Source organism: Variovorax sp. 278MFTsu5.1 (assembly GCF_048305045.1).
In the GTDB taxonomy this organism is placed as follows: domain Bacteria; phylum Pseudomonadota; class Gammaproteobacteria; order Burkholderiales; family Burkholderiaceae_C; genus Variovorax; species Variovorax guangxiensis.
In genome coordinates this window covers 5,230,992-5,247,512 of sequence record NZ_CP157622.1, presented here as the reverse complement: position 1 = coordinate 5,247,512, position 16,521 = coordinate 5,230,992, and the positions used below count along the sequence as shown (strand labels likewise).

Annotated in this window: 14 protein-coding genes; 5 read left to right on the top strand and 9 right to left on the bottom strand. The window is 69.3% G+C overall.

The window, feature by feature from the left end; all coding sequences use genetic code 11:
* Positions 1 to 76 precede the first annotated feature (76 nt).
* From ABL844_RS24250 to ABL844_RS24210, 9 genes are all read right to left on the bottom strand, one after another.
* Entirely contained in the window at positions 77 to 1,369 is a 1,293-nt protein-coding gene (locus ABL844_RS24250) for an FAD-dependent oxidoreductase (RefSeq protein ID WP_418129268.1), read from the bottom strand.
* A gap of 85 nt (positions 1,370 to 1,454) precedes the next feature.
* Positions 1,455 to 2,822, bottom strand: coding sequence for a DUF5666 domain-containing protein (locus ABL844_RS24245; RefSeq protein ID WP_418129267.1), 1,368 nt, complete (start codon positions 2,820 to 2,822; stop codon positions 1,455 to 1,457).
* On the bottom strand, positions 2,819 to 3,643 hold the full coding sequence (locus tag ABL844_RS24240) for a DUF6502 family protein (protein ID WP_126023409.1): 825 nt from the start codon (positions 3,641 to 3,643) through the stop codon (positions 2,819 to 2,821). The genes ABL844_RS24245 and ABL844_RS24240 overlap by 4 nt, the downstream gene beginning before the upstream one ends.
* Before the next feature lie 144 nt (positions 3,644 to 3,787).
* Positions 3,788 to 4,303: a GspH/FimT family pseudopilin gene (locus ABL844_RS24235; RefSeq protein WP_126023410.1), complete on the bottom strand. Its 516-nt coding sequence runs from the start codon at positions 4,301 to 4,303 to the stop codon at positions 3,788 to 3,790.
* Between the two features lie 20 nt (positions 4,304 to 4,323).
* Positions 4,324 to 7,395, bottom strand: coding sequence for a pilus assembly protein (locus tag ABL844_RS24230; RefSeq protein WP_418129266.1), 3,072 nt, complete (start codon positions 7,393 to 7,395; stop codon positions 4,324 to 4,326).
* A 43-nt stretch (positions 7,396 to 7,438) separates the two neighbouring features.
* Positions 7,439 to 8,011, bottom strand: coding sequence for a hypothetical protein (locus tag ABL844_RS24225; protein ID WP_418129264.1), 573 nt, complete (start codon positions 8,009 to 8,011; stop codon positions 7,439 to 7,441).
* Complete coding sequence (locus ABL844_RS24220) at positions 8,008 to 9,153, bottom strand: PilW family protein (RefSeq protein ID WP_418129262.1); 1,146 nt, start codon at positions 9,151 to 9,153, stop codon at positions 8,008 to 8,010. Before ABL844_RS24220 ends, ABL844_RS24225 begins: the two co-directional genes overlap by 4 nt.
* Positions 9,150 to 9,707, bottom strand: a complete 558-nt coding sequence (locus ABL844_RS24215; RefSeq protein WP_184641154.1) for a prepilin-type N-terminal cleavage/methylation domain-containing protein — start codon at positions 9,705 to 9,707, stop codon at positions 9,150 to 9,152. Before ABL844_RS24215 ends, ABL844_RS24220 begins: the two co-directional genes overlap by 4 nt.
* Positions 9,701 to 10,108, bottom strand: coding sequence for a type IV pilin protein (locus tag ABL844_RS24210; protein ID WP_418129261.1), 408 nt, complete (start codon positions 10,106 to 10,108; stop codon positions 9,701 to 9,703). Before ABL844_RS24210 ends, ABL844_RS24215 begins: the two co-directional genes overlap by 7 nt.
* Before the next feature lie 218 nt (positions 10,109 to 10,326).
* On the opposite strand from ABL844_RS24210, the gene ABL844_RS24205 reads away from it, so the two are divergent.
* From ABL844_RS24205 to ABL844_RS24185, 5 genes are all read left to right on the top strand, one after another.
* Entirely contained in the window at positions 10,327 to 12,402 is a 2,076-nt protein-coding gene (locus ABL844_RS24205) for a carbon starvation CstA family protein (protein WP_126023416.1), read from the top strand.
* A gap of 4 nt (positions 12,403 to 12,406) precedes the next feature.
* Positions 12,407 to 12,613, top strand: coding sequence for a YbdD/YjiX family protein (locus tag ABL844_RS24200; RefSeq protein WP_124462312.1), 207 nt, complete (start codon positions 12,407 to 12,409; stop codon positions 12,611 to 12,613).
* 126 nt (positions 12,614 to 12,739) lie between these two features.
* The gene (locus ABL844_RS24195) at positions 12,740 to 13,543 is read left to right on the top strand and encodes a class I SAM-dependent methyltransferase (protein ID WP_418129260.1); all 804 of its coding nucleotides are present in this window, start codon (positions 12,740 to 12,742) and stop codon (positions 13,541 to 13,543) included.
* A 241-nt stretch (positions 13,544 to 13,784) separates the two neighbouring features.
* Positions 13,785 to 15,950: a TonB-dependent receptor gene (locus ABL844_RS24190; RefSeq protein WP_418129259.1), complete on the top strand. Its 2,166-nt coding sequence runs from the start codon at positions 13,785 to 13,787 to the stop codon at positions 15,948 to 15,950.
* A 120-nt stretch (positions 15,951 to 16,070) separates the two neighbouring features.
* Positions 16,071 to 16,499 carry a sel1 repeat family protein gene (locus tag ABL844_RS24185; protein ID WP_418117498.1) on the top strand — a complete coding sequence of 143 codons (429 nt, stop codon included), beginning with the start codon at positions 16,071 to 16,073 and terminating at the stop codon, positions 16,497 to 16,499.
* Positions 16,500 to 16,521: the final 22 nt, after the last annotated feature.

Sequence of the window (16,521 nt, the reverse complement as noted above, 5' to 3'; positions counted from 1 at the left end):
CCTCTGTCCGGGCCCCTCCGGACGACAGCTCAGGACGCCGGCTGTGTAACGAAATGCCAGTTTTTCATTGCCGTTTTCATTGGGGCGTGCGCGGCGAATTCGGCGACCGGACATGCTCCGGCCGCACGCCCAGCCCTACGGCCCTTGCCGGCAGCCGGCGCAAGAGCGGCCAGCGCGCCAGCAGCCGCAGCGGCAAGGGCAGGCGACGCCCCGGCCTGGCCGTAGCCGCGCCGTCGAGCACGGCCATGAGCACGCGGTCCTGTATGAAGCGCTGCACGGCCTGGGTGACTTGCACCGGCCACTCCCTGCGGCGCTGCAGCTGGGGCAGCAGGGCGTCGATTTCCTTGTCGGTCGCTTCGCCGGCCAGGGCGGGGGCCAGCAGGTTGGCGGCAGCCACCGCGTCCTGCACCGCGAGGTTGATGCCGACGCCGCCCACGGGCGACATCGCATGCGCGGCGTCGCCGATGCACAGCAGGCCACGGCACGACCAGCTTTCGAGCCGGTCGACCGTCACTTCGAGCAGCTTCACCGAATCCCAGTCGGGCAGCGCCGAAGGCAGCCTTTCGGCGAGGAAGGGCGCGATTCGGCCGATTTCTTCGTGGAAGGCGGTCATGCCCCGCGCCTGCAGCGCATCGTGGCCGCCCTTGGGTATGACGAAGGCGCATTGCCAGTAGTCGCCACGGTTCAGCGTCACCAGGATGTGGCCGCCTGCGATGTGGCCCGCGGTGGCGTCGGGGTCGCTGGCCAGCCTCGGAACGGCCATCCACAGCACGTCGATGGGTGCGCCGTAGCTGATGTGCGGCAGCGCCGCCGCATCGCGCAGCGCGGAATGCCGGCCGTCGGCGGCCACCACGAGCGAAGCATGCAGCTCGACCTCGCGCGGCTGGCCGGCGCGGCGGTCGCGACGCACCTTCACGCCGTTGACGCGGCCTTTTTCCTGCAGCAGGCCGATGGCCTCGGCGTCGGTCCACAGCTCGAAGCCAGGGTAGCGCCGGGCCTCGTCGTACATGAAGTCCAGGAACTCCCACTGCGGCATCAGCACGAGAAACTTGCTGTGCGAGGGCAGGTGGGTGAAGTCGGCCACCGGCACGGTGCGGCCCTCGTAGCTGGCGCGCAGCTCGTCCACGCGGTCGTGGGGGCGCTGCAGGAAGGCGTCGAGCAGTCCCAGTTCGTGGAGGATTTCGAGCGTGGACGGGTGCACCGTGTCGCCGCGGAAGTCGCGCAGGAAGTCGAGATGCTTCTCCAGCACGACCACCGGCACGCCGGCACGGGCCAGCAGCAGGCCCAGAACCATGCCGGCAGGGCCACCACCTGCGATGCAGCAGCGTGGCGTCGGGGATTCGCTCGCTTGGGCGGTTGGCGTTTCCATGGCTCCGATCGATCGATCCGGTCGCGCCGCGGACGACGTGGCCTGTGTTGCGCGGCGCCGCCCGGTTTACCGGGCCCAGCCCGGCTCAGGGCTGCGCGAAGGTGACGCGCTGGGCGATGAGCACGCCGTCGACCACGCGGTTTCCGACGACTGTCACGCGCTTGCCGTTGCCCAGGTCCGCGGGGGTGCCGTTTTCGAAGATGGTAGCGGAGTCACCGGCGTTCACGTGCTGGCCGCGCACGATGAAGTCGGAAACCGACTGGTAGCCGGCGACGGGGCCGATCACCGTGAACGAGGCTGGCCCGCCCGTGCCGGGCACGTAGCGGATGCGCAGCTTCTTCGCCACGAGTACCTGCCCCGAGAGGAAACCGTCGACCTCGACCTTGACGCCGTTGCCGATGGAGCCGGCCGGGCCGCCGGTGATCTGCGCGTTGCGCGCGTCGATCTTGTTGCCGAGCACGCGGAAGTCGCCGAGCGAGGCGAAGTCGGTGGCGACGCCCGCGAGCTGCAGCGCGATGCCGTCGGCGGTGGGGATGGCGTACCAGCCCTTCACCGTGGTGGCGGTGAAGCGGCCTGCCACCGGCGCCACGGTGCCGCGCACGCGGACGATGGCGCCTTCGGCCAGGCTGGCGGTGTCGACGCCGGGGCCGAAGTCGACGGTGAGCAGGCCGAGCGTGAACTGCCGGCCGACGAGGTCGAGGTTCTGCACGGTGCCGGTCGCCAGCGGCTCGGCGGAGGCGGGCGTGACGTTCACGCGCGTGGCGCGCAGCGTGCCCGGCGAGGCGGGCAGGCCCCAGACCTGGATCACCGCGCCGTCGCGCAGGTCGGCCGGGCCGCTGGCGTCGCCCCAGACGGTGGCGGTGTCGGTGGTCACGCGGCTGCCCATGACGGTGAAGCTGCCGTCCGCGAGGTTGATGGCGGAGACGGCGCCGCGCAGCTCGGCGGCCGAGACGACCTGCGTGGCGACGCCGCTGGTGAAGTCGGCGTCGACCTTGCCGGCGACGCGCGCGCTCATGCCGATCTGAAGTTCGCTGGTGTCTTCGAGGCTGAAGGCGGCGCTGTCGGTGTTGTAGCGCAGGCCGTTGAGGATGATGCTGCCCAGGCCGTCCGCCGCGCCGATGCCGGCCGCGTCCGCGCTCACGCCGGTGCCGCCGGAACCCACGCCGGAGCCGTCGCCGTTGGTGTTGCCCGCGGTGCTGGTGCCGTCGCCGCCGCTGCCTGCATTGCCGCTGGACACGCCGGAGGCGCCGCTGTTGCCGCCACCGCCGCCGCCCGTTTCCGTGGCGGTGCCGGAGCCGGATACGCCTGAAACGCCCAGGCCGGACGCGCTGCCTGCGCCACCGCCGCCGCCTCCGCAAGAAAGAAGCATGGCCATGCCGCCCGCAAGCAGCAGGCCGCGAAGGAGGCGCTGCGCGAGCCGGAAGGAACGCGGGAGGGTAAGGATCGTGTTCATCGTGAGGGCGGCCCGCTCTTCTTCTGCGCGGCTTCGTCGTCTTCGTAATAGGTATAGATGCCGACGCGGATGCGGGCCTTGCTGTCGGCGGGCGCGCGATCGACGGCCTCGGTCATCTCGCGGGCCAGTTCGTGGTGCAGGGCGGTCCAGCGCTCGCGCGCGAGAAGCTGGATTTTCTCGCAATCTTCCAGCGTGAGGCCGCGCGCGTACACCGAGCGCTCCAGCATGCGGGGCGTTTCGCCCAGGGTGTTGGAGACGGCGGCCAGCAGGTGGTCGCGGCCGTTGTCGCCCAGGAAGGCGAGCATCGACTGCAGGTCTTCGACCGGCACGAAGCCGTCGGCCATGAGCTCGGCGGTGCCGTTGCCTTCCGCGACCATGTTCAGGCGCACCAGCTCATCCAGGATGGTGCGATGGTGGATGTTGCCGCGGCTGGCCAGCCGGGCCACGCGCTCGAAGGAGGGCGCCTCGTCCTCGGTGGTGACCGGAATGCGGCGCAGGTCCTCGTTCTCGACCGTCATCTGCAGCCAGAGCGTGAAGGTCTTGGCGGCGGCCGAGAGTTCGGTGTGGGGCAGCGGATCGACGGTGGCTCGGACCTTGGCGGTGACGGCCTTGCGGTTCAGGCCGGTGGTGACCGAGATCTGGCTGAGGTTGGGCCGCTTCACGCCCTGCTGGCGCCAGGAGCGCTGCGCCTCCTCGATGAGCAGGTCGCGCAGCAACTCTTCGAGGTGGGGGTGCTTGACGCCCATGGCGAGCGCCAGCCGGACCACCGGACGAAGGATGCGAGCGCAGGCGGCAAGGGCCCAATCCAGCCGGTGTTCCATGAATGCGGTCGTTGCTCCTGGTTCTGTGCGTGCGGGACAAGAGGAAGGATGGAGAAGGGGGCCGGGCCGCCGTCCGGGCTCCTTCGCAGCTGGCTATTGTCGTTCGTCCGCGAAGATGGCCTTTCCGGGGTATGCGGAGGGCGGCTAGGTCGCGGTGCAGGTACCGTCGTTCGACCTCGTGATGTTGGTGCGCCCGGTGGCGCTGATGCTCACGGCGCGCGACTGGTTGGCGCTCGGGGTGCTGCGGCAGATGGTGATCCGGCTCTGGCTGGCGCCCACGCCGGTGGCCTGGAACACGATGGCGCTCGCGCCGCCCGCTTCCCGCAGCAGGTAGCCCGTGGCCGCGGCGCTTTCCGCGCGCAGCACCTGCGTGCCGCTGAGCACGATCCAGCCGGCCTCCCACTGGCCGTTGGTGCTGCAGCTGCTGCCGTTGGCCGAGGCACAGAGGGTGACCGGCGCGTTGCGCTTGATGGCCTCGCTGCGGGCGAGCTGGCTGCCCGCCACCAGCGAGGTGGCGTAGTTGCTCAGGCGCATGGAAAGCCGGATGCCATCGAACGAAGGCACGGCGATGGCGACGAGCACCACCAGCACGGCCACGGTGACCATCAGCTCGATCAGCGTGAAGCCACGCGCGCGGGCGGTGCGGGGGCGGTTGCGCATGCTGCCGGTGCTCCAGGGGCTCACTTCTGGATGAACCAGTAGACCCGGCCCTTGGGCTGCTTGAACGCGGCCTTGGGCGAGGTGCCCTTGGGGCTCAGGAAGGAGTCGGGGTTGGCGCCGATCACCACGTCGCGCATGGTGCCGTTGTCGAGCTGGACGCGGCCCACCACGGGCGAGGGCGCGAGGCCGCCGCCCACCACGTTCTGGAAGCGGCCGCCGGGCCCCTGGGGCGCGGCATTGACGTACGACACGTTGTAGACGCGCGCGGTGCCGAGGTCGGCGCGGCAAGTCTGCGTGTTCGGGTTGCTCGGCGTGTGGGTGTTGAAGGTGGTGACACCGTAGGCGGTGACCGAACTGGTCACCACCTGCTCGCCGGCGGCAAGGGCGAGATACCAGCCCTTCTTGGTGGCAAGGTCGGAGGAGGTCGGCGTGGAGGTGTCGGTGATCGGCAGCAGCGAAGCCTGGCACAGCAGCCCGTTGCCGGCGCCGCAGTTGCTGGTTTCGCTGCTCAGCCAGGTGCTGTCGGTGGGCTTGTCGACCAGCATGTAGAAGCGGTTGGCCACGCCGAGCGCGACGTTGTAGTAGCGCAGCGGCTTCTCGCGGTCGCCCGAACCGAGCAGGATGACGAAGGAGCCGTTGTCCTCCACCACGTCGGGCGCGAACATGAACTTGCGGTTGGGCGTGCAGGTGGTCACCGTGTCGCAGCCCAGAGAGGCGATCTGCGTCATCGTCCAGGCCGAAGGTGCGCCGCTGCCGAGCGCGATGCGATAGACGTTGCCGCCCAGGTCGGCCGCGTAGGCGATGCGGGCGATGCCCAGGGAATCGGTGACGACGGTGACCTCGCCGGCCACCGGCCGCGCGGTAGGGAACATCTGCAGGCGCGCGCCGGTGTCGGCGTCGAGCACGTAGATGCCGCTGCCCTTGGCGGCGGTGCCGCAGGCCTGGACTGCGCTGTTGGTGTCGACGTCCTCGCACTTGTCGTAGCCGCCGCCGAAGATCAGCAGCGGGCTGTTGCCGCCGCCGTAGCCGCTGGCGCGCATCACCTTGGGAGCCGACCAGGTCTGGCCGATGCCCTCGAAGCCGCTGTCGCAGCCGGTGTCGTCGCCCTGGTTGGGGCAGCCCTTGCGCCACTTCAGCGTGGGCGCGGTGGCGGAGGAGACGTCGAAGGCGTAGATCAGCCGGCCGCCGCGACGCATGCTCGCGTAGAGCCAGGCGGTGCTGCCCTGGCGATAGGCCGAGACGGGGCCGTCCATGCCGTAGGGCTTGGGCGCCACCGCACCGATGGTGACCGGCAGGCCGGGGAAGTTGATGCGCGTGGTGTCGTCGTACAGCCGCTTGATGCTCCCGTAGAACTCCGGCGGCATGAAGGACCAGAGCTCGTCGCCCGCGGCGGCCGAGCCGATGGCGTCGGTGCGATTGCCGTTGACGGCGCGCAGCACGCCGTCGTTGCCGCCGTAGAACACCACCACCTGCGGCGCGGCGTCGGTGCCGTAGTTGATGGCCACCGGCCGCGAGTGCACCACGTCGCCGTGCACCGAGGGGCGCATCGAGTTGGAGGTGACGGGATTGCCCTGCGCGTCGGGCCGCTCGTCGCCCTTGTTGTCGAGGCCGCGCGCCCAGTTGATGAGCGTGGTGCGGTCGGTGTCGGCGGTGACGCCCAGCGCGGCCTTGGTGATGGCGGCGTTGCCGTCGGCGAAGGCGGTGAGGGCCGTGCAGCTGCCCGGCGTGCAGGTCTTCATGTTCCGGTTGGCGACGACCATGCGCCGCAGCATGTAGCCCTGCGCGCCTTTTTCCACCACGTTGCCGTCGGGGCTGTCGGCGGCTTCCTTGCCCAGACAGTCGCCGGAGGGCCGGAAGCTCCAGTACAGGTCGGTGTCGCTGGGCGCGGGCGTCCAGAAGCTGCGCGCGCAGGGCGCCACGAAGCCGGTCTGGTTGTTCACCGCGTTGTTGTCCGCTGCATCCTGCAGGATCAGCTGGTTGCTGCTGTCCAGCCCGAGCTTGTATTGCTTGAGGTTGCCGTTCCAGCGCGGGAAGGCATCCTGGTCGGGGCGGAACATGCCCACGAACACCTGGTTCAGGTAGGTGCCCTGGGTGTTCACGCTCACCGGCAGGCTCACCGAGGAGAACACGCTGTTGACCGACTGGATCTTGCTGAAGATGTCGTCCAGCGCCGCGCCGAGCGCGCTGCCCAGGTCGGGCTTGGCCGAGATGTCGTAGTACTCGCCCTTGCTCTGGGTGGCCATGCTCTTGAGCAGCGAGGTCCAGCCCGGGCCCTGGCCGCCGGTCGCCTTGGCGGCCTCGATGGTGTAGACCTTCACGCCCATGCTGGTCTGCAGGAAGCGCGACCATTCGTCGGCCGTGTTGTCCTGCGAGCCGCTGGGGCTCAGGGCGATCTGCGTGGTGTCGCCGCCCGCGGCGCGCAGGGCGGCGTTGGAGGTCTGGCTGTCGCTGGTGTTGTCCTGCGCCGCGCCGTTGCTGATGTAGATGACGTAGGTGCCGGTGCAGTTCTCGGTGCTCGGGCCGACGTAGGTGGTGGCGGAGAAGCCGCTGAGCGCGTTGCGCGTGAGCGCGTAGATGGCTTTCGAGGCCGTCGTGCCGCTCGTGTTGCCGCTGTAGTCGGCCTTGACCTTGCCGTTGCCCGCGATCGGCGTGCCGCTGGCCAGGTAGCGGTAGACCTCGGCCATGGTCTTGCCGGCCTTGCCGCCGTTGGACTTGTCGCCGAGCTTGTCGAGGCTGCGGATGAGCGCGCCGTACTTGATCTTGGTGCCGTCGTCCAGCGTGCGCACCGCTGCGCGCACGTAGCCGCCGTCGGAGTTGGAGTTGCCCTGGCCGGTCTCGGTGAACATCATCAGGCCGACCTTGAACTTGTTGGCCTTCAGGCTTTCGAAGGCCGAGGCGAGCGCGGTCATCTCGGCGGTGAAGGGCTGGTTCCAGTTGGCCGTGTTGTCCAGCACGAAGAGCACGTTCGGCGCCTGCGCCGCGCTGGGGTTGTAGCCCACGAAGAGGTCGATGTCCTCGGCGTGGGCCGGGCCCGCCGTCAACGCGGTGAGCGCGGCGGCCGTCCACAGCGAAGCGAGAAGTTTTCGGATCATGGTGCGGGCCTGTTCGTCGTCGGGTTGTCTTGAATTGGCATGCCTAGGAGGCGCAGAACGCTTCGAACTGCGCCTTGTTGAGCAGGGCGCGCACGCCTTGGCGCACGGAGGTGGTGGCGCCGTTGCCGTTGCGGGCGTCGGTGACCGTGGTGCTGATGTCCCACACGGAGTTGTATTGGTCGGGCAGCGTCGAGAGCCCCGAGCCGCTGCTCGATGCGCCGCCGGTGACGCCGCCCGGGCCGGTGCTGCCGCCGCTGCCGGTGTCGAGTGCCTTGGTGGCGCGCACGCAAACGGGGGGAGCGACGTCCACCCTGTAGTCGGCGATGCCGTCGTTGTCGATGTCGACCATGCTCACGGTCTGCTGTGGCGGCGCGAGCGTGGGGCTGCCGTCGCTGCCGGGCACGAGCAGGCTGGAGGCGACTTCCTCGATCGCGCGATTGGCGGCGGCCACCGCCTCGTTGCGCGTCTGCAGGTTGCCCACTGCCTTGAGGTTGGCGTTGCTCAGGTTGAAGGCCGCGGTGACCACCAGGGTGATCAGCAGCAGCATGATCATTCCGATGAGCAGGGCCGCGCCGCGCTGGCCGGCGCCGCGGGCGAACGGCACGCTGGTGTTCATGGCGTCTCCCTTCGGCCGGTGACGTTGCTCAGGCGCACGGAAGTGGAGAACGCGTGGCGCTTGTAGTGGTCGTTGAAAGGCCCGAGCGTGGCGCCGCCGAGCTGGTAGGTGCGCGTATCGGTGTGGCCGGGCGAGGCCTCGGAGCTGCGCGCCAGCACGAAGAGCTTGACGGCCACCACGTTGACGAGCTGGTCGGCGGTGCAGGCGGGGCTGGTGGTGCAGTGCACGAAGTTGCCGTCGGGGCTGCCGTCGCCCCGGTTGGCCGGCGTGGACTTGTTCGCCGGGTCGGCCCAGGCGATGGCAGCGGTGTAGTCGACGGCGGCGCCGGTCTTGCTCAACGTGTCGAGGCCGAGTTCGACGCGGAAGCCCTCGACGCCTTCGATCAGCGGCGTGGGCGGCTGCTGCGCCAGCGTGCCGCCCACGAAGTCGAAGCGCGAGCGCGCCAGCGTTGGAATGCCGTCGCCCACGGTGTCGGCGTAGTCGCGCACGTAGTAGATGTCGGCGACGAGCTTGCGCTTGGGCGAGGGGGTGGTGCAGTCCTTCTGGAACATGTTGCCGAAGCCGACGGTCGACAGGTCGAACGAGGAGGGCTTCTGCGTGCCGCACAGCGACGACTGGAAATACATCGCGCCGCTGGTGTCCGCCTCGCAGTTGGGCGTGCCGGGCAGGCAGGTCTCGGCGTGGCGCACCACGACGATGTCGGTGCCGGCCTTCTTGTTCTTCAGCAGGTCGGTACAGCTGGCGGGGACGCTGTCGTAGGTCTGCACCGGCAGGTCGAGCAGCTGGCGCTTGTAGTCGTCGGTCCAGTTCGCGACGGAGTAGGGCAGGCACGGGTCGGGCAGGGCGCCGGTGGGCACGTGCGTGGGAGCGCCGGTGACGGTGAGGTCGTCGAACTCGGGCATGTAGTTCTCCCAGAAGCCGGCATGGGAGAGCTCGTTCTCGAGCACGAAGACGCTGAGGCGGCCGCTTTCTATCTGCCGGTTGACCCGCTCCAGCTCGCGCTGGGAGTTGTTCACGTTGAGGAAGAGCGCGAGCAGCGCGGCCACCACGATGAGCGTGATGGTGATGGCCACCATCAGCTCGATCAGCGTCAGGCCGCGCTGGGCGTGCCGGACGTGCTGCAAGGCGCGCAGGCGGCTCATGAGAGCGATCCGATGCGCACCAGCGTGGTCACGGCGCGGCGGCACTTGTCGTCGGTACACGTGGTGCCGCTGTCGTACTGGCCCTTGCCGCAGGCCACGCCGGCCGGCGGCGCCGAGATCGGCCCCAGCCCCTGCCAGGCGACGGTGACCAGGTACTCGTTGTTGCCCATGTCCTCCACGCAGCCGCGCCCGCCGATCACGGTGCCGAGCTTGCTGCCGCCGGAGACCTCGGCGGCGCCCTGCAGTGCGTCGCACCACTCCTTGGCGTCCACCTGCTGCCGCGTGCCGGTGGCGGTGGGGCAGGCGGCGTCGGCGCCCAGCGGTGCGCTGGTGACGTAGCTGGCCGCGGCGCGGCGGTTGATGGCGATGCGGCTGGCCATGTCGTTCAGCAGGATCAGCGCCTGCGAGCGCTGGTACGACTCCATCTCGGAGGCCTGCATGCGGGCCTGGAGGCCGACGAGGCCGAACAGCCCGAAAGCCACGACGAGCAGCGTGACCAGCACTTCGATCAGCGTCGTGCCGCGCTGGCGGCGCAGGGGACGGTTTTTCACCATTTGCCGGACGGCGACTTCACGCCTTCGCTGGTGAGGGTGAGATCGCCGTCGCCCTGTTGCGCGCCCGTCGGTCTGAAGGTGAGCGTGTAGCCCGGCGCGCCGGAGGTCGAGAGGGTGACGTCGTAGCTGTAGTTCGCCGAAACCTCCGACGGCAGGCTGTAGCCGCTGGCGGTGAGCGCCGCCTTGTCGGCGTAGACGCGGTTGGCGATGAGGTACTGCTGCTGCCGGTTGGCGATGTCCATCATCTGCGCCTGGGCCGCCGAGCGCTTGGAACGGATGACGTACTGCTGGTAGCTCGGCAGGGCGATGGCGGCCAGGATGGCCACGATCGCCACCGTGACCATGACCTCGATCAATGTGAAGCCGCTGCTGCGTCTGCGTGCCTGCGAATGCTGGTTCATCGTGGCTCGAAAGGAATGTTTCACATTGTTAATTATGTGAATTTATCACATTTGAGCGAAATGCAAGGGCCGGAATGCGCCGGTGTGCGGTGCCCGCCACGGGTGGATCCAGGGTTTTCCATTACGCAAAGCCACGCGCCCGCCCTGCGCGGTCCGACGGATGCGCGGGCGCCCCCGCGCGGCAAAACTCCCGGGTTCAATTCCGAGGAGACATCCGCATGCACAGCATCCGCCGCCATCTGGTGTGGCTGGTCGTGGCCGTGGTCGGCGCGTTCGCGCTCGCCACCGTGGCCCTGACCCGCGGCGAAAGCGTCAACGCCCTCTGGGTGGTGGCCGCCGCGATCTGCACCTACCTGATCGCCTACCGCTACTACAGCCTCTTCATCGCCGACAAGGTCCTGGGCCTGGACGGCAACCGCAAGACGCCGGCGCACCGCCACAACGACGGCCTGGACTACGTGCCGACCGACAAGAACGTGCTGTTCGGCCACCACTTCGCGGCCATCGCGGGCGCGGGCCCGCTGGTGGGGCCGGTGCTGGCGGCGCAGATGGGCTACCTGCCCGGCCTGCTGTGGGTGCTGGCCGGCGTGGTGTTCGCCGGCGCGGTGCAGGACTTCATCGTGCTGTTCATCTCAACGCGGCGCGACGGCCGCTCGCTGGGCGACCTCGTCAAGCAGGAGATGGGGCCGGTGCCCGGCATGATCGCGCTGTTCGGCACCTTCATGATCATGATCATCATCCTCGCGGTGCTGGCGCTGATCGTGGTGAAGGCGCTGGCCGAATCGCCCTGGGGCACCTTCACGGTGGCCGCGACGATTCCGGTGGCGCTCTTCATGGGCGTGTACCTGCGCTACATCCGCCCGGGGCGCATCGGCGAGGTGTCGGTGATCGGCTTCGTGCTGCTGATGCTGGCCATCTTCGGCGGCCAGGCCGTGAGCCAGAACCCGGAATGGGCGCCGCTCTTCACCTTCGACGGCAAGGCGCTCACCTGGATGCTGGTGGGCTACGGCTTCGTCGCCGCCAGCCTGCCGGTGTGGCTGCTGCTCGCGCCGCGCGACTACCTCTCGACCTTCCTGAAGATCGGCACCATCATCGCGCTGGCCATCGGCATCGTGTTCGTGATGCCCACGCTGCAGATGCCTGCCGTCACGCAGTTCGCGCAGGGCAACGGCCCGGTGTGGTCGGGCAGCCTGTTCCCGTTCCTGTTCATCACCATCGCCTGCGGCGCCGTCTCGGGCTTCCACGCGCTCATCTCCTCGGGCACCACGCCCAAGATGCTCGACAACGAGCGCCATGCGCGCTTCATCGGCTACGGCGGCATGCTGGCCGAGTCCTTCGTCGCGGTGATGGCGCTGGTGGCGGCCTCGTGCATCGAGCCCGGCATCTACTTCGCGATGAACAGCCCCGGCGCGCTGGTCGGCACCACCGCGCAGCAGGTGGCGGCCACGGTGTCGGGCTGGGGCTTCGTGATCACGCCCGAGATGCTGCTGCAGACCGCCAGGGACGTGGGCGAGACCACCATCCTCGGTCGCACCGGCGGCGCGCCGACGCTGGCCGTGGGCATGGCCCACATCCTTCACCAGGCGATCGGTGGGCAGGCCATGATGGCCTTCTGGTACCACTTCGCGATCCTGTTCGAGGCGCTCTTCATCCTCACGGCCGTGGACGCCGGCACCCGCGCCGGCCGCTTCATGCTGCAGGACCTGCTGGGCAGCTTCGTGCCCGCGCTCAAGCGCACCGACTCGCTGCCGGCCAACCTCGTCGCCACCGCGCTGTGCGTGGCGGCCTGGGGCTACTTCCTGTACCAGGGCGTGGTCGATCCGCTGGGCGGCATCAACACGCTGTGGCCGCTGTTCGGCATCTCCAATCAGATGCTCGCCGCCGTCGCGCTGATGCTGGGCGTGGTGGTGCTCTTCCGCATGAAGCGCGAGCGCTATGCCTGGGTGGCCATCGCGCCGGCCGCGTGGCTGCTGGCGTGCACACTCACCGCGGGCTGGCAGAAGATCTTCTCGGCCGACCCGAAGATCGGATTCCTCTCGCACGCGGCCAAGTACACCGAGGGCATCGCCAACGGCGTGCTGGTGGCGCCGGCCAAGACGCCGGAGGCCATGTCGCGCATCGTCTTCAACGACCGCCTCGACGCCGCGCTGTGCGCGCTCTTCATCTTCGTGGTGCTGAGCGTGCTGGTCTACAGCATCAAGGCCTGCATCGCTGCGCGCGCGGCCAACCGGCCGACCGCGCAGGAAACCCCGTTCGAGCCGATGGGTACCGCCGCCGCGACGGCGGCCCACTGAAGCCATGGGCCTCGCATTGCCGGAAGCCGGGCGCTATTTCGCGCGCTCGCTCAAGCAGTCGCTGCGGCTCATGGTCGGGCTGCCCGACTACGACGCCTACCTCACCCACATGGCGGCCACTCATCCCGACCAGCCGCCGATGAGCTACGAGGCCTTCTTCCGCGAGCGGCTGGAGGCGCGCTATGGGGCGGGCAAGGGGCGCTGTTGCTGAGCCTGGCGCGGGATTGCGTTACAGCTCTTTCCGATCGAAGCCCTGTCCCGCGGGATGGACGGGCCCATCCCCCGGGCCTAGAGTCCCCTCCATGTCCGCAGCCCCGTGGCTGGAATGGAGGGTGATATGTCCCTGGATCCCTTTGCAGAGTTCAAGAGCCGGCAGCGCGAGATGTGGTCGACCTTCGCGCCGACCGCCATGTTCACGACGCCGGTGGCCGGTCATCTCGTCAGGTTCGCGCAGGTTGCGGAAGGCGAGACCGTGCTGGACGTGGGCACCGGCACCGGCGTGGTGGCCGTCACGGCGGCGCGCCGCGGCGCACGCGTCACGGGGCTCGACCTGACGCCCGAACTGATCGAGGCCGCGCGCGAGAACGCCGGCATCTCCGGGCACGGCGACATCGCCTGGACCGAAGGCGACGCCGAGAACCTGCCGTATGCCGACGCCTCCTTCGACGTCGTGCTCAGCCAGTTCGGCCACATGTTCGCGCCGCGCCCCGAAGTGGCCGTGGCCGAGATGCGCCGCGTGCTGAAGCCCGGCGGGCGCATCGCCTTCGCCACCTGGCCGCCCGAGCACTTCGTGGGGCGCATGTTCGCCTTCATCGGGCGCAATTCGCCGCCGCCACCGGCCGGCGCGTCGCCGCCGCCTCAATGGGGCAACCCGGCCATCGTCACGGAGCGCCTGGGCCAGCACTTCGACGCGCCGTTCTTCGGCCGCGGCACCATGCACTTTCCGGCCCTGAGCCTGGGGCACTTCCGCCTGTTCCTGGAGCGTTCGGTCGGCCCGATGCGCAAGCTGGTCGAAGGCCTTGCCGAAGACCCGCAGAAGCTGGCAGCGCTGCGGGCCGAGTTCGATGCGCTCGCCGAGCCTTACTACGTCGACAACGTGGTGCACCAGAGCTACCTGCTGACGCGGGCCCGCGCGCGCTGAGCGCCGCAGCGGCGGCCGGAGAGCCGGCCTGGAACGCGGTTGCATTTATTTAGAATTCGCGGGTCGCGCGACGCGATCCCTCGTCCGAAGCCCCGGCCACCGCGCCGGTGCGGGCCGGCGAAGGCACCCAACCCAGATTCGTTCAAGGCAGGGCACACACGGTTTCTCCGTCGAAGCGATGGAGGCGCCGGCGTGGCGCTTCGCGATTTCAAAAACAAATCGCCTTGAGGGAATTCCTGCCATGTCCGTCCGTTCTCGCGCGCCGCGCCTTCAGCTTCGCCTGCGCAATCCGTCCCTGATCGTCGCCGCCCTGGCCGCTGCCCACTGCGCGGCCCAGGCCCAGGGCACCGACGCCACGCTCAAGGAGGTGACCGTCACTTCCGAACAGGATGTCGGCTACGCGCCTTCCGTCGGCAGCACGGCCACCAAGGGCAGCGCGCCGCTGCGCGACATTCCGCAGGCCGTCAACGTGCTGCCGGCGCAGCTGCTGCGCGACCAGGGCGCGACCTCGATGCAGGACGCGCTGCGCAACGCGCCCGGCGTGTCGTTCAACGCGGGCGACGGCCAGCGCGACCAGGTGGTGATCCGCGGCTTCACCGCCATTGCCGACTGGTTCGTCGACGGCGTGCGCGACGACGCGCTGTACTTCCGCGACCTGTCGGACACCGAGCGCATCGAAGTGCTCAAGGGGCCGGCGGCCGTGCTGTACGGCCGCGGCTCGTCGGGCGGCCTCGTCAACCGCGTGACCAAGAAGCCGATCTTCGAGCGCCCCTTCGGCGAGGTGTCGCTCGGCCTGGGCTCGCACGACTTCAAGCGCGCCACCGCAGACCTCAACACGCCCATCGGCGAGAACATGGCCTTCCGCCTCAACGTGGCGCGAGAGAAGTCGGGCAGCTACCGCGACCAGCAGTTCATCGACCGCTACAACTTCGCGCCTTCGCTGGCCATCAAGTTCAGCCCGCAGACGGACCTGCTGCTGCAGTACACCAACGCCCACGACCAGCGCCTCACCGACTTCGGCATCCCGGCGCTCAACGGCCGCCCCGTGAACGTGCCCATCGGCACCTACTACGGCTCGGCGTTCGCGAAGCGCGACGACACCACCACGACCAAGGTGCAGTCGTTCACCGCCACGCTCAACCATCGCTTCAGCGATGCGCTGACCCTGCGCAACACCACGCGCTACTACAGCTACAAGCTGGACCGCTTCAACACCCTGCCCAGCGGCACCACCGACCCGGTGCGCCTCACGGTCGGCCGCACGCGCGGCTTCGTCGACCGCGACGAGAGCGGCTGGTTCAACCAGACCGACCTGACCTGGCGCAACGAACTCGGCGGCTTCAGGCAGGAATGGCTGGTCGGCGCCGAGTTCGGCCAGCAGGACAAGCGCCTGTACTCGGTGAGTTCGGCCACCGGCTACGAGCGCGTGAGCATCCTGAACCCGGTGGCCGTGCCGGCGCCGCTGCCGCTTTCGAGCTACACGGCCGCCAGCGCGATTCCGAGCAACTCCACGTTCAAGACGGCCGCGCTCTATGCGCAGAACCAGATCACGCTGGCACCGCAGTGGAAGGCGCTGGTGGGTGGCCGCTACGACGTGTTCGGGCAGGACACCTCCTTCGAGCGCACGCTCGCGCCGCTGTCGCGCACCGACCGCAAGTTCAGCCCGCGCGCGGGCCTGGTCTGGCAGCCGAGCGAAACCCAGTCGTACTACGTGTCGTACAGCCGCTCGTTCCAGCCTTCGGCCGAGACCTTCGCGCTGTCGGCCAGCAACACCGCCAACGACCCCGAGATCACGGTGAACAAGGAGATCGGCGCCAAGCTCGACTTCCTCGACGGCGCGCTCAATGTCACCGCGGCGCTGTTCAACCTGGAGCGCTCGGGCATCAAGAACACCGACCCGGCCAACCCCGCGCGGCAGATCAACGTCGGCACGCAGCGCACCAACGGCATGGAGCTGGCGCTGGCCGGCAAGCTGCCGGGCCGCTGGGACGTCAGCGCGGGCTACGCGTATCTCGACGGGCGCATGACCAAGTCGCTGGCCACGGTGAGCTCGCTGCAGTTGCCGATCGGCCCGGCGATGCCGGTGCAGGGCAAGATCGCGCCGCTCACGCCGCGGCACTCGGCCTTCGTGTGGCTCATGAAAGACCTGGGCAACGGCCTGAGCGCCGGCGGCGGCGTCAACTACGTGGCCTCGCGCTACGCGTCGCTGAGCAACCTCGTCACGCTGCCCTCGTACGTCACGGCCGACCTGGCCGCGAGCTACAAGACCGGGCGCTACGAGATCTCGGCGAACCTGAAGAACATCACCAACCGCAAGTACTACGTGTCGGCGCACGGCAGCGTGGACAACCTGATCATGCCGGGCCCGGGGCGCGAACTGCAGGTGATGCTGACCGCGAAGTTCTGATCCCGGATGCGGTTGCGGGCTCAGTCTGCGGCTGAGCCCGCCTGCGCGAATTCCTGCTTTTCCGTTCGGCGCCGCGGCGCGACGATGCCTCCACGACAACAACGTCCGTGGAGCCCATCGATGCCAACCGAACAACTCGACCTCGGCCGGATGACCGGCCTCTCGCTGCGCCTGCGTGTGGTGCTCTCGGGCGTGCTGATGCTGGCGGCCGCGATCAGCGCGGCGCGTCCTTCGGGCGCGGACATCGACCTGCAGGCCGAGCAGCGCTTCCAGCTTGCGCTGGAGGCCCAGGCCGCTCGCGACTACCGCGCCATGCTCCAGCACCTGCGCGATGCCGCCACGCACGGCCACGCCGAGGCGCAGGAGATGCTCGGGATGGTGCTGATGACCGGCCCCGCGCTCTACGGCACCGCCGTGAAGGCCGACCGCTGCGAGGCCGGCGAATGGATGCGCCGCGCGGCGGTGCAGGGCAGTGAGACGGCGAAGGTGCAGCTGACCTTCCTGAACCGCCTGCGCAGTTCGCCCGACGGGCGCCGCGCCTGCGGCTGAAGGGCCGGGCGCCCGATCATGG